Source organism: Xanthomonas sp. NCPPB 1754 (genome assembly GCF_041475725.2).
Classification (GTDB): domain Bacteria; phylum Pseudomonadota; class Gammaproteobacteria; order Xanthomonadales; family Xanthomonadaceae; genus Xanthomonas; species Xanthomonas euvesicatoria.
In genome coordinates this window covers 3,597,146-3,616,027 of the sequence record NZ_CM192982.1, presented here as the reverse complement: position 1 = coordinate 3,616,027, position 18,882 = coordinate 3,597,146, and the positions used below count along the sequence as shown (strand labels likewise).

Sequence of the window (18,882 nt, the reverse complement as noted above, 5' to 3'; positions counted from 1 at the left end):
GAGGTGTTGTGCGCTGCGCTCGCCCCACGCTGCCGACAGCCACGCCTGCGCAGGGTGGGGCGGCATTGCGTCGGTGCGCGCAGCCCATCGGCATGTGCCGGGCGTCGAAGCGGCCACTGCACATTGCCGCCGTCGCCTGGCGCCGGCCATGTAGACGCATCACCGGCCGCCTGCTGCCCGCGCAGGCGGCGCGCTGCCCTTGCCAGCCCGCATGCGTCTAGAATTTGCGCCCCTTGCGACGTCTTCAGCTGATCCCTGCCATGCCCATCTACGGTTTCCAGTGCACTACCTGCGGCCACGCATTCGACCGCCTGCAGAAAATGGCCGACCCCGATCCGCAAACCTGCCCGGCCTGCGCCGCTGCCACGATCAAGCGCCAGGTCACCGCGCCGTCGTTCCGCCTGTCCGGCAGCGGCTGGTACGAGACCGACTTCAAGTCGGCCGGCGAGAAAAAGAAGAACCTCACCGAAAGCAGCAGCGCCGGCGGCGATGCCAAACCGGCGGCAACCGCGGAGAGCAAGCCGGCCGCCAAGCCCGCGTCCGATCCGGCATAAGTGGCCGCGGCGTGCAGGTTGCGCCGCACAGCGCGGTTGCGCGTTGCAACGACTCCACGTCGAGCACCGTGCTGCCGGCTGTGTCGCGGAGGATTGCATGGGTGCTTGCCGCCAACCCGGACGGCTGTGCCATCCCACCGCCGTTCGCCGCGGCCAGGACTGCGTTCCCCGGTAGCGCCCGGCATGCGCGGTGGACGATCTCGCTGGCCGGGCCGGTGTCGATACACCCACGTCAGCCGGGCCAAGTGCAGTCCCGGCAAACTGTGGTGAAGCATGGCGGGTAGCCGCGAGGCTGCAAGGCTAAGACGCACGCGTTGCGCGTGCGGTTTGCCGCCCTTCTATGGATCGCCCCGACTGAAGTTGACAGCCGCATCCGCCTGGATGCGTGCCGTGGTCCAGAACGCTGGCGCCGGTGTCTCGCCGACGCGCGCAGGCCAATCTCACCCAGCCAGCCTGCGCGGCCAGTGCATCAACGCGCCTCGAAACGCGCCCGGCAGCCGTCGTTGACCCACACCGTGGCGCGACGATCGTCGTAGCCCCAGGTGCGACCTTCCGCACAGCGGGTGTCCGACAGCTGGCGGGTCAGCACCGGGCGGCCATAGCGGCCATCCCAGGCGCAGGTGCGCAGGCGCCGGTCGTCGCTGGCGCAGGTGATCGCATAGCCGTTGCCGGGGCGGTCATCGCGGCCGCCATAGCCGCCGTCCCAGCCACCGCCACCGCGGGCCTGCGCGAATTCGCCCCGGCAGCCGTCGTCCACCCAGATCCGGCCGCCTTCCTGGCGCCAGTTGCGGCCTTCCACGCAGGGCGTGTTGGAGAGTTGGCGCACCAAATTGGCGCGGCGCCAGCCGGTATCGCAGATGTTCTGGCGCTGATCGTTGCTCTCGCAGCGCACCGTTCCAGCGATCCCGCCAACGCCGCCGGGGCCATAGCCGCCGCCCCAGCCGCCACCGCTGCGGGCGTCGACGAAACGGCCGCGACAGCCATTGTCCACCCAGATCCGGCCGCGCTCGCTGCCCCAGTTGCGGCCTTCGATGCAGCGCGTGCCGGAGATGTTTTCCACCAGCACCGCGCGGCCGCGGAACGGCGTATCGCACTCGCGGCGGCGGTTGTCGTTGCTGGAACAGGTGATGCTGGGGCCATTCCAGCCACGCTCCTGGGCGCTGGCAGTGACGCTGGCAAATGCGCCGGTGAGGGTGATCAGGCCGAAGCCCGAGAGCAGCAGGGCAGTGCGCAGCATCGTGTCGTCCTTGGTGCAGGAGGGGCGTGGCGCCTATTCAGCCGGGCACCGACTTAAGCGCCCATGAGCGCCCGCGCATTTGCTCCTGCCGCTCGCCGGCCCCAGAATATCCGGCTTTCCGGCGCTGTCCTGCGTCGGGTTTTCAGCGGAGCTTTCGATGCGTACCCACTTCTGCGGCCTGGTCGACGAGACCTTGATCGGCCAAACCGTCACTCTCGCCGGCTGGACCGACGTGGCCCGCAACCTGGGCGGGGTGTGCTTCATCGACCTGCGCGACCACGAAGGCATCGTGCAGGTGACGGTGGAGCCGGTGGCCGGCGACGACGCCAGCGCAGAGCTGTTCAAGGTGGCCGCCAGCCTGGGCTACGAGGACGTGTTGCAGGTGGAAGGTGTGGTGCGCGCGCGTCATGCGGTCAACGACAAGCTGCGCAGCGGCAAGGTGGAAGTGATCGCCACGCGCATCAGCATCCTCAACAAGGCCGCGCCACTGCCGTTCCACGCGCACGAAAACCCGGGCGAAGAAACCCGCCTGAAGTACCGCTACCTGGACCTGCGCCGGCCGGAAATGCAGCGCATGCAGCGCACCCGCATCAAGCTGGTGCAGGCGCTGCGCCGGCATCTGGATGCGCGCGATTTCCAGGACATCGAAACCCCGATCCTGACCAAGGCCACCCCGGAAGGCGCGCGCGACTTCCTGGTGCCTGCGCGCATGCATCCGGGCGAGTTCTACGCCTTGCCGCAGAGCCCGCAGCTGTTCAAGCAGATCCTGATGGTGGCCGGCTTCGACCGTTACTACCAGATCGCGCGCTGCTTCCGCGACGAAGCGCTGCGTGCCGACCGCCAGCTGGAATTCACCCAGCTCGACATGGAATTCGCCTTCGTGCGCGAGCGCGACGTGCAGGATTTCGTCGAAGACATGATCCGCGCCATTTTCAAGGAAGTGGTGGATGTCGACCTAGCGGCGCAGTTCCCACGCATGACCTGGGCCGAGGCGATGCGCCGCTTTGGGTCGGACAAGCCGGACCTGCGTATCGCGCTGGAACTGGTCGACGTGGCCGAGCTGGTCAAGGCCAGCCAATTCCCGGTGTTCACCGCTGCCGCCGACGATGCCGATGGCCGCGTTGCCGCGCTGCGCATTCCCGGTGGCGCCAGCCTGTCGCGCAAGCAGATCGACGAATACGCAGCGCACGCCGCCAAATACGGCGCCAAGGGTCTGGCCTACATCAAGCTGTCGGAGACCGGCGAGGTCAGTTCGCCGATCGCCAAGTTCTTCAGCGAAGAATCCTTCGCCGCGCTGCTCAAGCATGTCGGCGCCAGCAATGGCGACATCGTGTTCTTCGGTGCCGGCGGCTACACCAGGGTGTCCGACTTCATGGGCGCGCTGCGCCTGAAGGCCGGCAAGGACTTCAACCTGGTCGCCGACGGCTGGGCGCCGCTGTGGGTCACCGACTTCCCGATGTTCGAATGGGACGAGGAGGCGCAGCGTTACGTCGCGTTGCATCACCCCTTCACCGCACCGGCGGTGGACGATATTGCCGACCTGCGCGCCAACGCCCGCACCGCGGTCTCGCGCGGTTACGACATGGTGCTCAACGGCAACGAAATCGGCGGCGGCTCGATCCGTATCCACCGCCCGGACATGCAGAGCGCCGTGTTCGAACTGCTCGGCATCGGCGCCGAAGAAGCGCGCGCCAAGTTCGGCTTCCTGCTGGACGCGTTGAACTACGGCGCGCCGCCGCATGGCGGCATTGCCTTCGGTATCGACCGCATCGCCGCGCTGATGGCCGGTACCGAGTCGATTCGCGACGTGATCCCGTTCCCCAAGACCACCGGCGCGCAGGATCTGATGACCGACGCCCCGTCACCGATCGCTGCCGACCAGCTCGCCGAAGTGCACGTGCAGGTGCGCCCGAAGCAGGTCTGACCCGTCATCGAACACACGGCCACGCCCATTGCGTGGCCGTGCTGTTCATGCGCAGCGGGCAGCTGGCGCAAGGCGTTGCTGGCCGATCTGCGCTGACGCAACGCGCGTATCGAACAGCTGCATGCGCAGCATGGCGTGCGTAACTAACTGCCAAGCAATCGCGCACCGCGACTTTCCGTCACCCTGAGTGCTTGTCAGCAACTGCACCCAAGCTCTAGCGGGTGACGCAGCGCGTTTTTTGCATGCCGCTCCGATACGCGCGGCAATTCCAACGCACGCGGCAACCAGGCCTCTGGGTGGTAAGACCACCAGCCGGGCAGACGCATCTGATGCCCGACCCGCAGGCGCTCGACAACTCCCCATTCCCCATTTCCGATTCCCCACTTGCAGCAACGCCGCAGCATGCGAGAAGCTGCCGCGTCGACTTGCCAGAGGGACCCGCATGACCCGCATTCGCCGCGCCACGCCGGACGATGCCGAAGCGCTGTCGCTTCTGGCCGCGCAGACCTTTACCGAAACCTTCGGGCACCTGTATCCGGAAGAGGACCTGCGCGGTTTTCTGGAAGAGACCTATGCCGTGGGGCGCGCGCGCACCGTGCTGTCGCATCCGGATTACGCGATCTGGCTGCTGGAGATGGACAACCTGCTGGTCGGCCACGCGGCCGCCGGCCCCTGCGGGCTGCCGCACGATCAGGTGCGTCCCGGCGATGGGGAGCTGAAGCGGCTGTATCTGCTGAAGGACTATCAGAACAGCGGCTGGGGCAGCCGATTGTTCGAAACTGCGCTGCAATGGTTGGAGCGCGATGGCCCACGCACCTTGTGGATCGGCGTGTGGTCGGAGAATTTCGGCGCGCAACGCTTCTACGCCCGCTATGGTTTCGAAAAGGTGGGCGAATACGATTTTCCGGTGGGCAAGATCGTCGACCGCGAATACATCCTGCGGCGCAGCCCGGTGCTGGCAGCGGACTGATCGCACCCGTGCTGCCGCCCGTTGCGGTTGCGCGTTCGCTTGGCGTCAGCGCGCAACGGACACGCAGTTGATGCCCTCTGCAGGTAACCATCTCAGTGTCCAGCGCATCCTCCATCGGCCCGGCGGCGCCGCGGCGCAGTCCGCGCGACGGTACGCGCGCTGCGACCGCCGACGTGCTGCTGGTGCACGGCATCTGGAACACCGCGCACTGGCTGCTGCCATTGGCGCGGCGGATGCGTGCCAACGGGCTGGCGCCTGCGCTGTTCGGTTACGCCAGCGTGCTCGGCGGCCCCGCGCATGCGGTGCCGCGTCTGATCGAGCGCCTGCGCGCCAGCCGCGCGCAGCTGGTGATCTGTCATAGCCTGGGTGGGCTGATGGCCCTGCAGGCATTGCAGGATGCCCCCGACCTGCCGGTGCGTCGCGTGGTCTGCCTGGGCTCGCCGTTGTGCGGCAGCGCCGCCGCGCGCGGGCTGGCGCAACGTGGCGGGCTATGGGCGCTGGGCCGCAGCGCCGCGATCTGCAACAGGGCTTTGTGCGCTGGGACGGCCAGGCCGAGATCGGTCAGGTGGCCGGGAACGTGGCGCGTGGGATCGGCCGCTGGCTCGCCCCGCTCGACGGCGGCTCGGACGGCACCGTGGCGCTGGCCGAAACCCGCCTGCCCGGGCTGCGCGATCATTGCGTGGTGCAGGCAAGCCACAGCGGCCTGTTGCGCTCGCCCGAAGCCGCCGCACAGGCGCTGGCCTTTCTGCGCACCGGCCGCTTCAAGTCGTAAACATGCGCAGGCGGATGTCGCTGCCCCGGTGAGGGCGGGCAATCAGGTAAAATCCGCGCCCTGTCATTGAAGCCAGTCTGGAACCACCCATGGGTAGAGGTCCCTCGATCGAAGGCCGCAAGAACGCCTCCGACGCCAAGCGCGGCAAGATGTTTACCAAGATCATCCGCGAGATCAGCGTGGCGGCCCGCGCCGGCGGCGGCGACCCGTCCAATAATCCGCGGCTGCGGACGGCCATGGACAAGGGCCTGTCGTCGAACATGTCCAAGGACGTGATGGAGCGCGCCATCAAGAAGTCCACCGGCGAGCTGGAAGGGGTGGAATACGAAGAAGTGCGCTACGAGGGCTACGCGCCTGGTGGCGTGGCGGTGATCGTGGACTGCCTGACCGACAACCGCGTGCGCACCGTGGCCGACGTGCGCCATGCCTTCAGCAAATGCGGCGGCAACATGGGCACCGAGGGCTCGGTGGCCTTCATGTTCAAGCGCCTGGGCGTGCTGAGCTTCGCTGCCGGCATCGATGAAGACACCCTCACCGATGCCGCCATCGAAGCCGGCGCCGACGATGTGGTGGTGTATCCGGAAGACGGCGCCATCGATGTGCTGACCGCCCCGGACGCCTTCGCCCAGGTCAGGGACGCCCTGGTCGCTGCCGGGCTGGAACCGGCGCACGCCGAAATCACCTTCCGCGCCGACAACGACATCGCCGTGGACGGCGAGACCGCCGTGCAGGTCCGCAAGCTGCTGGACATGCTCGAAGACCTGGACGACGTACAGGACGTGTATTCGAACGTCGAACAAGCGGCGCTTGGCGCGTAAATGAAGATGGGGATGGCGGGATTGGGCATTCGGGATTCGCAACAGCGAAGCGACCGCTGCATTGTGTGCGTTGCGCCAATCCCCAATCCCCAATCCCCAATCCCGGCTTCCAGATGACCCGCATCCTGGGCATCGATCCCGGTTCGCAGCGCACCGGCATCGGCATCATCGATATCGACGAGGACGGTCGCAGCCGGCATGTGCACCACGCGCCGCTGATGCTGCTGGGGGAGGGTGATTTCTCCCAACGGCTCAAGCGGCTGCTGCAGGGGCTGGGCGAGCTGATCGAGACCTACCGGCCGGATGAGGTGGCGATCGAAAGGGTGTTCATGGGCAAGAGCGCCGCTTCGGCGCTCAAGCTCGGCCACGCGCGCGGCGCGGCGATCTGCGCGGTGGTCATGCGCGACCTGCCGGTGCACGAGTACGCTGCCACCGAAGTCAAGCTGGCGTTGGTCGGCAAGGGCGGCGCGGACAAGGTGCAGGTCCAGCACATGGTCGGCATCATGCTCAACCTGAAAGGCAAGCTGCAGCCCGACGCCGCCGACGCATTGGCGGTCGCCATCACTCACGCCCACGTGCGCGCCACCGCGCAACGCCTGGGCGTCAATACCCAACAGGCCTGGAGCCGCAAGAAATGATAATCGGGATTCGGGATTTGGGATTGGGGATTCGCAACCGCGAGTCCGCGCGCGCTGTGCCGCTTCGTCGGGCTGGGACCGTTGTTGACGGCAGCGAGGGTTCTTGCCAATCCCCAATCTCGAATCCCCAATCCCGGCACCACAACGGCGGTGCCCAATGATCGGCCGTCTGCGCGGGATCCTGGCCTACAAGCAGCCGCCGTGGCTGGTGATCGACGTGGGCGGGGTGGGGTATGAGCTGGAGGCGCCGATGAGCACCTTCTACGATCTGCCCGATGTCGGTCGCGACGTGATCCTGTTCACCCATTACGCGCAGAAGGAAGACAGCGTCGCGCTGTACGGTTTCCTGCGCGAAGGCGAGCGGCGGTTGTTCCGCGATGTGCAGAAGGTCACCGGTATCGGCGCCAAGATTGCGCTGGCGGTGTTGTCCGGGGTCAGCGTGGACGAGTTCGCCCGCCTGATCACCAGTGGCGACATCACCGCGCTGACGCGCATTCCCGGGATCGGCAAGAAGACCGCCGAGCGCATGGTGGTGGAACTGCGCGACCGCGCGGCCGATTTCAGCAGCGGCGCCCCGATCACCGGCCAGTTGGGGCCCGACGCCGTTTCCGAAGCCACCGTGGCCTTGCAACAGCTGGGCTACAAGCCGGCCGAGGCCGCCCGCATGGCGCGCGACGCCGGTGCAGAAGGTGACGAGGTCGCCACGGTCATCCGCAAGGCACTGCAAGCCGCGCTGCGCTGAGCGCGGCCACGAACCATCGCCTGGCCGCAAAGCGGGCGCGGCCGGCACTCGGCATCGACAGGGGCGGCCCGTACACTGCGCATCCTTGCCCGCGGCCAGCCCGTACCTTGGGTGTCTGTGACGTCAGTGCAGGCACCTTCGACAGGTGCTGGCTCCCTCATCATCTTCACGCTGTCTGGCGAAAACTGCCCACCTCATGTCCCACACCCCCAAATCAGCCGGCTCCAGCCACGCGCCCGCCAACAGCCAGGCCGCCCTGGTCATCGGCGCGATCGGCGTCGTCTTCGGCGATATCGGTACCAGCCCGCTGTATACGCTTAAGGAAGCGTTTTCGCCGCACTACGGGCTGACCCCGGACCACGACACCGTGCTGGGCATCCTGTCGCTGGTGTTCTGGGCGCTGATGCTGGTGGTCACGCTCAAGTACGTCACCGTGATCATGCGCGCCGACAACGACGGCGAGGGCGGCATCATGGCGCTGACCGCGCTGGCGCAACGCACCCTGCCGGGCGGTTCGCGCTCGATGTACGTGGTCGGCATCCTCGGCATCTTCGGTGCCTCGCTGTTCTTTGGCGACGGCGTCATCACCCCGGCGATTTCGGTGCTGTCGGCGGTGGAGGGCCTGGAGGTGGCTGCGCCCAGGCTGGAGCCGTTCGTGGTGCCGATCACCTTGGTGGTACTGGGCATGCTGTTCCTTGCGCAGCGCTTCGGTACCGAACGTGTCGGCAAGGCATTCGGGCCGATCACACTGCTCTGGTTCTTCGCGTTGGGCGCGATCGGCGTCTACAACATGGCCCGCGCACCGGAAGTGCTGCATGCGCTGAATCCGTGGTGGGGCGTGCGCTTCTTCGCGCAACACAACTGGCATGCGGTGTTCGTGCTGGGCGCAGTGGTGCTGGCAGTGACCGGTGGCGAAGCGCTGTACGCGGACATGGGCCATTTCGGCGCCAAGGCGATCCGCCGCTCGTGGCAGTTCGTGGTCCTGCCGATGCTGACCTTGACCTACCTAGGGCAGGGCGCGCTGATGCTGCGCAATCCGGCCGCGGTCAGCAACCCGTTCTACGAGGCGGTGCCCGAGTGGGCGCTGTACCCCATGATCGTGCTCGCCACTGCAGCCACGGTGATTGCCTCGCAGGCGCTGATCACCGGCGCCTATTCGGTGGCCAGCCAGGCCATGCAGCTCGGCTACATCCCGCGCATGCACATTCGCCATACCTCGCACTCCACCATCGGCCAGATCTATGTGCCGGCGGTGAACTGGTGCCTGCTGGCGCTGGTGGCGGTGGCCGTGATCGGTTTCGGCGACTCGGCCTCGTTGGCCACCGCGTACGGCGTTTCGGTGACCGGCACCATGCTGATCACCACCGTGTTGATGATCATCTACGCGCGTGCCAACCCGCGCGTGCCGGCGCCGCTGCTGTGGTTGTTCGCGCTGGTGTTCCTGGCCGTGGACTGCGCGTTCTTCTACGCCAACATCATCAAGTTCCTGGACGGCGCCTGGTTCCCGTTGTTGCTGGGTCTGATCCTGTTCACCCTGATGCGTACCTGGCGCCGCGGCCGCAAGCTGCTGCACGACGAGATCCGCAAGGACGGTATCAAGCTGGACACCTTCCTGCCCGGGTTGATGCTGGCGCCGCCGGTGCGCGTGCCCGGCACGGCGGTGTTCCTGACCGCCGACCCGATGGTGGTGCCGCACGCGCTGATGCATAACCTCAAGCACAACAAGGTGCTGCACGAGCGCAACGTGTTCCTGACCGTGGAAACCCTGCAGGTGCCGTACGCGGCCGCCGGGAAACGGCTCAAGATCGACGCGATCGGCGACGAGTTCTACCGCGTGCATGTGCGCTTCGGTTTCATGGAGACCCCGGACGTGCCGCTGGCGCTGATGCGCTCCTGCGATCAGGGCGGGATCTATTTCGATCCGATGGACACCACCTATTTCGCCAGCCGCGAAACCATCGTGGCCAGCGCCAATCGCGGCATGCCGATCTGGCGCGACAAGTTGTTCGCCCTGATGCATCGCAATGCCGCCCCGGCCACCGGATTCTTCCGCATCCCCGGTAACCGCCTGGTCGAGTTGGGCGCGCAAGTGGAAATCTGAGCGTGGCCGCGCTCAAGTGGATGGTCTACGGGCGCTCACCGAGCCTGGACACCTTCTGGGATGACGCACTCAACCTCGGGCGCGTGCCGGCCACCGAGGCCGCGATCGCGGCGGCGCAAACGCGGCTCGGTGTCCGCCTGCCGGCCTGGCTGCGTGAGTTGTACGCACGCTACGACGGCGGCGCGGTGCAGATGGCGCGTGGTCAGTCCCTGGATGAGCCTGGCAACTGGCTCAAGGCCGAATGGCTGTTCCCGCGCGCGCGCCTGCTCGGCAGTGCGGAGCTGTTTTCCTTTGCGCAAGTGCGTGCCCGCGAGGAGTACCGCGACGACGCGTTTGCCGGGCTTGCTGCCGGTGGCGATGATCGCCATCTGATCGTCATCGCGGCCGATGACCGTTCGCCGAGCCGGGCGCTGTGCCTGGACTACTCCGCATCCGGTGCCGAGCCTACCCTGGTCTACGTCGATGCGGGCGACAAGCGCCGGTTGGCGGTGTTCGCCAACGTGGAGGACCTGCTGGCGCAGTTGGTCGATGTCCACTATTGGTCCCCCGCGTTGCAGGCCAAGCACGACGCAGATGTGGTGCAGTGGCAGCCGCAGCCGCCGGCATTGACCACGTTCTGGAGCGGCGCCGATGGGCGGAACGACGGCGGAGCCGCAGCGGACGCCGATGCCTTCGCTGAGGCCGAAGCACGCCTGGGCGTGCGCCTGCCGGCATTGTTCAAGCGTCTCTACAGTGTCCAGGACGGGGGCGATACCGGCTGGTGCTGGGTGCCGCGTACCCGTTTTCCGTCCGATCACTACGTGGATTGGGAATGCGTGCTGGTGGATCGCGATCTATCGCCGCTGGCGCAGATCCGCAGCGTGCTGGATTTTGCCGACGCCTTCGAAGACCGGAGTGACTTCCGCGCTGCGGCCTGCCTGCACGCCGGCCTGGATCAGGTGCTGGTGCTGTCTTGCCATAACGTCGATAGCCTGCTGTGCCTGGACTACCGCGCGCGCGGCCCGCAATGCGAGCCGGAGGTCGTCTATTTCGAAAACTGGGAAGGGCTGGTGCCGACCTGGCGCGCCGCGCGCTTCGATGCCTTCTTCGCAGTGCTGCGCCAGGCCGAGCTTGATGTCTAGATGTTGGGCCATCCGCGCGCGGCATGAGAAGATGGCCGGATGACTGAGCAGCGCATCATCGCCAGCAGCTCCACCCGCGAAGACGACGCCGCCGATGCGAGCATTCGTCCCAAGCGCCTGGCCGATTATCTCGGTCAGCAGCCGGTGCGCGAGCAGATGGAGATCTACATCCAGGCCGCCAAGGCGCGTGGCGAGGCGATGGATCATGTGCTGATCTTCGGGCCGCCCGGGCTCGGCAAGACCACGCTGAGTCACGTCATCGCCAACGAGCTGGGCGTGAGCCTGCGCGTGACCTCTGGCCCGGTGATCGAAAAGGCCGGCGATCTGGCGGCGTTGCTCACCAACCTGCAGCCGCACGATGTGTTGTTCATCGACGAAATCCATCGCCTTTCGCCGGTGGTGGAAGAAGTGCTGTACCCGGCGATGGAAGATTTTCAGATCGACATCATGATCGGCGACGGCCCGGCCGCGCGCTCGATCAAGATCGACCTGCCGCCGTTCACCCTGATCGGTGCCACCACCCGTGCCGGCCTGCTCACCGCGCCCTTGCGCGACCGCTTCGGCATCGTGCAGCGGCTGGAATTCTATTCCCCGCAGGAATTGACCCGCATCGTGATTCGCTCGGCGGCCATTCTGGGCATCGACTGCACGCCCGAAGGCGCGGCGGAAATCGCACGCCGCGCGCGCGGCACCCCGCGTATCGCCAACCGGCTGCTGCGTCGCGTGCGCGACTACGCCCAGGTCAAGGCGGCCGGGCATATCGATCTGCCGGTGGCGCAGGCGGCCATGCAGATGCTGAAAGTGGATCCGGAAGGCTTTGACGAGCTCGACCGTCGCATGTTGCGCACCATCGTCGAACACTTCGATGGCGGCCCGGTCGGCGTGGAATCGCTGGCCGCCTCGCTGTCGGAGGAGCGCGGCACGCTGGAAGACGTCATCGAGCCGTACCTGATCCAGCAGGGCTTTCTGATCCGCACTGCGCGCGGCCGCATGGTTACGCCCAAGGCCTATCTGCATCTGGGCCTGAAGGTGCCGCGCGAGCGCACCCCGGGCATCGGCGAACCGGGAGACCTGTTTTGACGACGCTCTGCTGGTCGCCAACCTGGGCCGTCACGACCGAAATTCCGTGCCCATGACCATCGAATCCCCATTCTCCAATCCCCAATCCCTGCCGGTATTCAGTTGGCCGACACGCGTCTACTGGGAAGATACCGACGCCGGCGGGGTGGTCTACCACGCGCGCTACGTGGCCTTCATGGAACGCGCGCGCACGGAGTGGATGCGCGCGCTCGGCTACGGGCAGGAGCGTATGCGCCAGGAGCACGACCTGGTGTTTGCGGTCCGCGCGATGCAACTGGATTTCCTCAAGCCGGCCCGGCTCGACGACGCGCTGTCAGTGTCGGCGGTGTTGCTGCGATGCAGACGGGCCAGCCTGCTGTTCGCGCAATCGGTCCGTCGCGAAGGCGAAGTGCTGCTGACCGCCGAGGTGCGTATTGCCGCGCTCGGTACCAGCGACTTCCGTCCGCGTGGCATGGACGATGCGCTGTATGACGTGTTGAAAGCTCTAGAAACCCCAGAATTCGATTACTGAGGAACGAACGGATGTCGATTGCATTGCTCCTGGCCCTGCAGGACACGGTAGTGGAAGCACTGCCGCAGGACGTCGCCGCTGCCGCGGCGCAGACCGCCAGCGTGGCGCACAACAGCAGCATCAACTATGTAGACCTGATCCTGCGCGCCAGTATCCCGGTCAAGATCATCGTGCTGCTGCTGCTGATCGGCTCGTTCATCAGCTGGGTGATCATTTTCCGCAAGGCGCGTGCGTTCAAGCTGGCCAATCGCGAGGCCGACGAGTTCGAGAACCGCTTCTGGTCCGGTGCGGACCTGGCCAAGCTGTACGCCTCGGCCACCGACCGCAACCGCACCGTAGGCGGTCTGGAATCGATGTTCGAAAGCGGCTTCCGCGAGTTCTCGCGTCTACGCGACCGCCGCCGTCTGGATGCGCGCGTGCAGCTGGAAGGCGCGCAGCGTGCCATGCGTACCGCGTTCACGCGCGAAGTCGACCAGCTCGAGCGCAACCTCGAACTGCTGGCCAACATCGGCTCCACTGCGCCGTACGTCGGCCTGGTCGGCACCGTGTTCGGCATCATGGTGACCATGCACGACATGGTCAGCAGCGGCGAGCAGGCCGGTATCGCCGCGGTGGCGCCGGGTATCTCCGAAGCGTTGTTCGCCACCGCCATCGGTCTGTTCGTGGCGATTCCGGCCGTGTGGGCCTACAACCGCTTCACCACCCGCGTGGAACGGCTGTCGGTGCGCTATGAGACCTTCGCCGACGAGTTCAGCTCCATCCTGCAGCGCCAGGCCGGCGCGGACGAGTGATGCGCGCTGCCGGCATGCCCCCGCATGGCGTGACGCGGGAAGTGTCCGGCAGGGCCAGTCGCGTCGGTGCGCAGTGCCACGTGCAGGTGTCCCTTTTCGGGGCATCGTGCAAGCGCACTACCAGCCGGCGCCGAGGACTAATTAGGAACGTTTCGCGATGATCTCCGGTATTTCCCGTCGTAAGAAGCGCAAGCTCAAATCCGACATCAACGTCGTGCCGTATATCGACGTGATGCTGGTGCTGCTGATCATCTTCATGGTCACCGCACCGTTGCTGACCCTGAGTACCGACGTCAGCCTGCCCAGCTCGCGCGCCAAGGCGCTGGAAAGCAAGCAGGACCCGGTCGTGGTGGTGGTCGCTGCCGATGGCAAATTGGCGCTGCAGCTGCCCAAGGGCAAGCCGCAGGCGATGGACGTGGCTGCGCTGCAGGCACAGCTTGCTGCCATCGTGGCGCAGGACAAGGACGCACGTGTGGTGGTGGCCGGCGATCGCGCCGCGCCGTACCAGAAGATCATGGATGCCATCGACGTGCTCAAGCAGGCCAAGGTCGAGAAAGTGGGCCTGATTTCCGACTCCGGCGGCACCGCAGGCAGCGATGCACGCTGACGCACTCCCCACGCAGACGGCGCGCGATGACGGCTGGTTTCGACCGGTCGTCCTGGCATTGGTCGTGCACGTCCTGGTCGCGCTGGTGTTTATCGCCGGCTGGCTGTGGTCGCCCGAACGCTCGGTGGAGCCGGCGGCCGGCGACCCCAGCATGGAGGCCTCGCTGGACGTGTCGGCTGCCGAGGCGCGGGTTGCGCGCCAGGCACTGAAGGCCACGCCGGTCGAAACGCCGCCCCCGCCTGCGCCGTTGCCCGAGCCCGCGCCGGAAGACAGCGTGCCACCGCCGCAGCCGATCCCCGAGCCGCGCCCGCAGGATGCGCCCACGCCGCAGCAGGCGCAGGCACAGGAGCGCATAGCCCAGCCCGACAAGGTCGACCAGGAGCGGGTGGATGCACTGGCCATTTCCGCCGAAAAGGCCAAGCAGGAACAGGAAGCCAAGCGTCGCCAGGAGCAGATCGACCTGACCGAGCGGAAACGCCAGGAAGAGGCCGAGCAGAAACTGCGCCTTGCCAAGCAGCAGGAAGAGGCCGACGCCAAGAAGAAACAGGCGGCCGCACAGCAGGCGGCGGAAGAAGCCGAACGCCAGAAGAAGATCGCCGATATCCGTCGTCAGCGCGCGCAAGCCGATAAGGAGATGGCGCTGGCCGAACAGAAGTTGCGCCAGGTCGCCGCCGCACGTGCGCAGCAGGCCTCCGCGGCCGCGGCGAGCAGCGCGCAACCGACCGCAGGGCAGGGCGGTACCAGTACCGACCTGTCGGCCAAATACGCCGCGGCGATTCAACAGAAAGTGTTGGCGCAGTGGGTGCGTCCGCCGTCGGTGCCGCCAGGCCAGAAATGCACCATCAACATCCGCCAGTTGCCGGGCGGCAGCGTGATGGAGGCCAAGGTGGCGCCGGGCTGCCCCTACGACGAGGCTGGCCAGCGTTCGATCGAAGCGGCCGTGTTGAGCGCCCAGCCCTTGCCTTACCGCGGGTTCGAGTCGGTGTTCCAGCGCAACCTGACCTTTGTGTTCACTGCGCAGGATCAGTAATCGTTGTCTGGCTGCGGCGGCCACTGGCGCCGCAGCCTGGTGCCACCCCGCGTGATCGCCCATGGGGCTGTCCATGTCGCTACACCATCGCTCGCTCCGTTTTCACGTCAACTCATTCACGATTGCGAGTATGTTCACTCGTTGATTGCTATCCCTTGCACACTTTTCCTGCCCGATCCGAGCCGTCCATGAAAAAACCGCTGCGTTGGCTAGCCGCCTTGACCGCCCTGTTGTTGCCGCTGAGCGCACTCGCGCAGCAGCAAGGTCTCACCATCGATATCGTCGGCGGTAGCGCGTCTGCCACGCCGATCGCTGTCATTCCGATGCCGTATCAGGGCTCGGGCACCGCGCCGCAGACCGACGTGTCCGCCGTGGTCGGCGCCGACCTGGATCGTTCCGGGCAGTTCCGCACGTTGCCGGCCGCGCAGATCGTCGAAAAGCCGACCCGTGGCACCGAGGTGCAGTTCCAGACCTGGCGCGCCCTCAAGCAGAACTACATCGTGGTCGGCCGCGTCATGGACGCCGGCGAAGGCGCATACCGGGTCGAATACGAGTTGTTCGACGTGGCCAAGGGCGAGCGCATGCTGGGCCTGGCGATGACGGCGCGTGCCAATGCAATGCGCGATGTTTCGCACCAGATGGCCGATGCCATCTACGAGAAAATCACAGGCGTGCGCGGTGCCTTCTGGACCCGCATTGCCTATGTGACTGCCAGCGGCAAGGGCGGCGCCATGCGTTATGCGCTGATGGTGGCCGACTCGGACGGCTACAACCCGCAGACCATCGTGCGTTCGGCCGAGCCGCTGCTGTCGCCCAACTGGAGCCCGGACGGCAAGAAGCTGGCATATGTGAGCTTCGAGCGCGGCAACTCGTCGATCTACCTGCAGGACATCGCCACCGGTGCACGCGAACTGGTGTCCAGCTTCCGTGGCATCAACGGCGCGCCGTCGTTCTCGCCGGACGGGCGTCGCCTGGCGCTGGCGCTGTCGCGCAGCGGTAACCCGGAAATCTACGTGATGGACCTGGGGAGCAAGCAGCTCACCCAGCTCACCAACCACTTCGGCATCGACACCGAGCCGACCTGGGCACCGGATGGCGGCAGCATCTACTTCACCTCCGATCGCGGTGGTCGTCCGCAGATCTACCAGGTGGCAGCCAGCGGCGGCAGCGCCAACCGCGTCACCTTCCAGGGCAACTACAACGCCACCGCCAGCGTGTCGTTCGACGGCAAGAAGATTGCCGTGGCTCAGGGCAGCGGCAACACCTACCGCATCGCGATGATGGACCGTAGCCTGGGTTCGCCTAGCTGGAGCACCCTGTCGCCGGGGTCGCTGGACGAATCGCCGAGCTTTGCGCCTAACGCCAGCATGGTGTTGTACGCCGCACGCGAAGGCGGCCGTGGCGTGCTGTACGCGGTCTCCTCCGACGCTCGGGTCCGCCAGCGCCTGGTGCTGGCCGACGGCGATGTGAGAGAACCCGCATGGGGGCCTTACCGAACCGCGCATTAATGTTAATATTTCGCTGCGTTAAACCACTCATTGGCCCAGAGCCTCCATAGGTACCCCATGAACAAGTCCACCCGCGTCTTGCTTGTCTCCCTGCTGTCCGTTGCTGTGCTGGCTGGTTGCTCGAAGAAGGTGAAGGAAACTCCGCCTCCTGCGACCGATACCACCGCTGGTTCCTCGGTTCCCACCGGCCCGTCCACCTCTGGCCTGTACGGCCCGGGCGACCTGGATACCGATGCCTGCCTGCGTCAGCGCGTTGTTTACTTCGATCTGGATCAGGACTCCCTGAAGCCGGAATTCCAGGCCATCATGGCTTGCCACGCCAAGTACCTGCGTGACCGTCCTTCCTCGCGCATCACCCTGCAGGGCAATGCGGACGAGCGTGGTTCGCGTGAGTACAACATGGGCCTGGGCGAGCGTCGCGGCAATGCCGTGTCGTCCTCGCTGCAGGCTGCCGGCGGCTCGGCCAGCCAGCTGACCGTCGTCAGCTACGGCGAAGAGCGTCCGGTCTGCACCGAGTCGAACGAGTCCTGCTGGTCGCAGAACCGCCGCGTCGAAATCGTGTACACGGCTCAGTAAGAAGCGATGCGCTTTCGAGTGACATCCCTGTTCGTCGCGGCGGCCCTCGTGGTCGCCGCGCCGGCATACGCCCAGCGAGCCAGTCTCGCTGATCGTGTGGCCGTGCTCGAGCAGCAGCAGGCCAATAGTCAGGCCAACAACGATCTCCTCAATCAGCTGCAGCAGGCGCGTTCGGACCTGCAGGCATTGCGGTCGACCGTCGAACAGCTGCAGCACGACAATGAGCAACTCAAGCAGCAGTCCAAGGACCAATATCTGGACCTGGATGGACGCTTGAACCGGTTGGAAGGCGCAGGTGGCGCAACACCGCCATTGCCCCCAGCGACCGGCAGCGTGACCCCGGCCCCGGCACCTGCCGCGCGGCCCGCAGCGGCGGCAACTTCCGAGAAGCCGCCCACCGTCCATGGCGACCCAGGCACCCTGGCCGTCAGCAACGACGAACGTACGGCCTACAACGTGGCCTTCGATGCATTGAAGAACGGCAAGTACGACGATGCGTCGCAGCTGTTCCTGAGCTTTCTGGAGCTCTATCCCAACGGCGTGTATACCCCCAATGCCTTGTATTGGCTGGGCGAGAGCTATTACGCCACCCGTAATTTCCAGCTTGCCGAGGCGCAGTTCCGTGATCTCGTCAGCCGCTATCCCACGCATGACAAGGCCGCCGGCGGCTTGTTGAAGCTTGGCCTGTCGCAGTACGGCGAAGGCAAGAACAACGAGGCCCAGCAGACCTTGCAGCAGGTTGCTTCGCAGTACCCCGGCTCCGACGCGGCACGCGTTGCGCAGGAGCGCCTGCAGTCCATCCGTCTCGGCCAGCAACTGCGCTGAGCCTCGCGTTCGTGCCTGCCGGCACGGCGCATACTTTGCCCATGAATGCCGCCGCCGTCCCCAGCGAGATCGTCCAGTCGCCATTGCCGCGATTGAAGATCACCGAAATCTTTTTGTCCCTGCAAGGCGAGGCCGAAGCGGCTGGCTGGCCCACGGTATTCGTGCGCCTGACCGGCTGCCCGTTGCGCTGCCTGTACTGCGACACCGCCTACGCGTTCCATGGCGGGCAGTGGCATGACATTGACGCAATCGTCGCCGAAGTCGCCAGTCATGGCGTGCGCCATGTCTGCGTGACCGGCGGCGAGCCGTTGGCGCAGAAGCGTTGCTTGGGTCTGCTGGAGAAGCTCTGCGACGCCGGTTACGACGTCTCGTTGGAGACCTCAGGTGCGCTGGACGTGTCTGCCGTCGATCCGCGCGTCTCGCGCGTGGTCGACATCAAGACGCCCGCATCCGGCGAGGAGGCACGCAATCGCTGGGAAAACCTGCCGCTGCTGACCGCGCGTGACCAGATCAAGTTCGTGATCTGCAGCCGCGCCGACTATGAATGGTCGCGCGAGATCGTCGCCGCGCATGCACTGGATCGCCGCTGCACGGTGTGGTTTTCGCCCAGCAAAAGCGAGGTGAGCCCGCGGCAACTGGCCGACTGGATCGTGGCAGACCGCTTGCCGGTGCGCTTCCAGATGCAGCTGCACAAGCTGCTGTGGAACGACGAGCCTGGGCGGTGAGGATCAGGCGCGTAGCGCAGTGCATCAGGCGACTGCCTTGCGCTGGCAAAAAGTCCGGACGGTGTTTTGATTTGCTCAGGCAGCCGGTGATCCCACAAAGTGGCAAAGACCTGTAAGCCGCTATGCGGTGATGCGTTAGCGTAACGGCGCGCCGGTGTCCGCGCGCTTGTACGGGCGAGCGAATACTGCGCAATTGCGGAGCGGATGCCTTCTGCGGAGCGATGAAGTTCGCTGAAAGCCTTGCTGGAGATGGTGGGCCGTGATGGATTCGAACCATCGACCAAAAGATTAAAAGTCTTCTGCTCTACCGACTGAGCTAACGGCCCACTGACCCCGACATTGCGTCGGGGTG

At 66.1% G+C, this 18,882-nt stretch carries 18 protein-coding genes, 1 tRNA gene and 1 pseudogene; 18 read left to right on the top strand and 2 right to left on the bottom strand.

Annotation, left to right across the window (positions count from 1 at the left end; translation table 11 throughout):
- Window positions 1–260: 260 nt before the first annotated feature.
- The gene (locus ACCQ15_RS15730; protein WP_008578079.1) at window positions 261–554 is read left to right on the top strand and encodes an FmdB family zinc ribbon protein; all 294 of its coding nucleotides are present in this window, start codon (window positions 261–263) and stop codon (window positions 552–554) included.
- A gap of 469 nt (window positions 555–1,023) precedes the next feature.
- On the opposite strand, the gene ACCQ15_RS15725 is transcribed toward ACCQ15_RS15730, so the two are convergent.
- Window positions 1,024–1,791, bottom strand: a complete 768-nt coding sequence (locus ACCQ15_RS15725) for a DUF3011 domain-containing protein (protein WP_046935335.1) — start codon at window positions 1,789–1,791, stop codon at window positions 1,024–1,026.
- Window positions 1,792–1,948: 157 nt separating this feature from the next.
- Here ACCQ15_RS15725 and aspS point away from each other — a divergent pair, with 157 nt between their 5' ends.
- From aspS to queE, 17 genes and pseudogenes are all read left to right on the top strand, one after another.
- Window positions 1,949–3,715 carry an aspartate--tRNA ligase gene (gene aspS / locus ACCQ15_RS15720; RefSeq protein WP_014090809.1) on the top strand — a complete coding sequence of 589 codons (1,767 nt, stop codon included), beginning with the start codon at window positions 1,949–1,951 and terminating at the stop codon, window positions 3,713–3,715.
- Window positions 3,716–4,157: 442 nt separating this feature from the next.
- Window positions 4,158–4,685, top strand: a complete 528-nt coding sequence (locus ACCQ15_RS15715) for a GNAT family N-acetyltransferase (protein ID WP_122272452.1) — start codon at window positions 4,158–4,160, stop codon at window positions 4,683–4,685.
- A 95-nt stretch (window positions 4,686–4,780) separates the two neighbouring features.
- A pseudogene (locus ACCQ15_RS15710) lies at window positions 4,781–5,457 on the top strand (alpha/beta hydrolase).
- Between the two features lie 89 nt (window positions 5,458–5,546).
- The gene (locus tag ACCQ15_RS15705; protein WP_372380766.1) at window positions 5,547–6,275 is read left to right on the top strand and encodes a YebC/PmpR family DNA-binding transcriptional regulator; all 729 of its coding nucleotides are present in this window, start codon (window positions 5,547–5,549) and stop codon (window positions 6,273–6,275) included.
- Between the two features lie 113 nt (window positions 6,276–6,388).
- Window positions 6,389–6,913 (top strand): crossover junction endodeoxyribonuclease RuvC, encoded by a 525-nt coding sequence (ruvC, locus tag ACCQ15_RS15700; RefSeq protein WP_011348275.1) that lies wholly within the window; start codon window positions 6,389–6,391, stop codon window positions 6,911–6,913.
- A 157-nt stretch (window positions 6,914–7,070) separates the two neighbouring features.
- Complete coding sequence (gene ruvA, locus ACCQ15_RS15695; protein WP_008578070.1) at window positions 7,071–7,655, top strand: Holliday junction branch migration protein RuvA; 585 nt, start codon at window positions 7,071–7,073, stop codon at window positions 7,653–7,655.
- Window positions 7,656–7,851: 196 nt separating this feature from the next.
- A complete protein-coding gene (locus ACCQ15_RS15690) occupies window positions 7,852–9,756 on the top strand; it encodes a potassium transporter Kup (RefSeq protein WP_372380765.1) in 1,905 nt (634 codons plus the stop codon).
- Window positions 9,757–9,758: 2 nt separating this feature from the next.
- Window positions 9,759–10,877 carry an SMI1/KNR4 family protein gene (locus ACCQ15_RS15685; protein WP_122272453.1) on the top strand — a complete coding sequence of 373 codons (1,119 nt, stop codon included), beginning with the start codon at window positions 9,759–9,761 and terminating at the stop codon, window positions 10,875–10,877.
- Between the two features lie 39 nt (window positions 10,878–10,916).
- Window positions 10,917–11,957, top strand: a complete 1,041-nt coding sequence (gene ruvB / locus ACCQ15_RS15680; protein WP_031423772.1) for a Holliday junction branch migration DNA helicase RuvB — start codon at window positions 10,917–10,919, stop codon at window positions 11,955–11,957.
- Between the two features lie 52 nt (window positions 11,958–12,009).
- Entirely contained in the window at window positions 12,010–12,468 is a 459-nt protein-coding gene (ybgC, locus tag ACCQ15_RS15675) for a tol-pal system-associated acyl-CoA thioesterase (RefSeq protein ID WP_372380764.1), read from the top strand.
- A gap of 11 nt (window positions 12,469–12,479) precedes the next feature.
- Window positions 12,480–13,259, top strand: a complete 780-nt coding sequence (gene tolQ / locus ACCQ15_RS15670) for a protein TolQ (RefSeq protein ID WP_008578063.1) — start codon at window positions 12,480–12,482, stop codon at window positions 13,257–13,259.
- Between the two features lie 157 nt (window positions 13,260–13,416).
- Entirely contained in the window at window positions 13,417–13,866 is a 450-nt protein-coding gene (gene tolR, locus ACCQ15_RS15665) for a protein TolR (protein ID WP_005913652.1), read from the top strand.
- Window positions 13,856–14,896, top strand: a complete 1,041-nt coding sequence (tolA, locus tag ACCQ15_RS15660) for a cell envelope integrity protein TolA (protein WP_218557174.1) — start codon at window positions 13,856–13,858, stop codon at window positions 14,894–14,896. Before tolR ends, tolA begins: the two co-directional genes overlap by 11 nt.
- A gap of 188 nt (window positions 14,897–15,084) precedes the next feature.
- Window positions 15,085–16,404 (top strand): Tol-Pal system beta propeller repeat protein TolB, encoded by a 1,320-nt coding sequence (gene tolB / locus ACCQ15_RS15655; protein ID WP_280300573.1) that lies wholly within the window; start codon window positions 15,085–15,087, stop codon window positions 16,402–16,404.
- Between the two features lie 57 nt (window positions 16,405–16,461).
- On the top strand, window positions 16,462–16,980 hold the full coding sequence (pal, locus tag ACCQ15_RS15650; RefSeq protein WP_003482562.1) for a peptidoglycan-associated lipoprotein Pal: 519 nt from the start codon (window positions 16,462–16,464) through the stop codon (window positions 16,978–16,980).
- A gap of 6 nt (window positions 16,981–16,986) precedes the next feature.
- Complete coding sequence (gene ybgF, locus ACCQ15_RS15645; RefSeq protein ID WP_007971751.1) at window positions 16,987–17,805, top strand: tol-pal system protein YbgF; 819 nt, start codon at window positions 16,987–16,989, stop codon at window positions 17,803–17,805.
- A 41-nt stretch (window positions 17,806–17,846) separates the two neighbouring features.
- Window positions 17,847–18,530, top strand: coding sequence for a 7-carboxy-7-deazaguanine synthase QueE (gene queE / locus ACCQ15_RS15640; RefSeq protein WP_218491572.1), 684 nt, complete (start codon window positions 17,847–17,849; stop codon window positions 18,528–18,530).
- Between the two features lie 250 nt (window positions 18,531–18,780).
- On the opposite strand, the gene ACCQ15_RS15635 is transcribed toward queE, so the two are convergent.
- Window positions 18,781–18,856: transfer RNA gene (locus tag ACCQ15_RS15635), tRNA-Lys, on the bottom strand.
- Window positions 18,857–18,882: the final 26 nt, after the last annotated feature.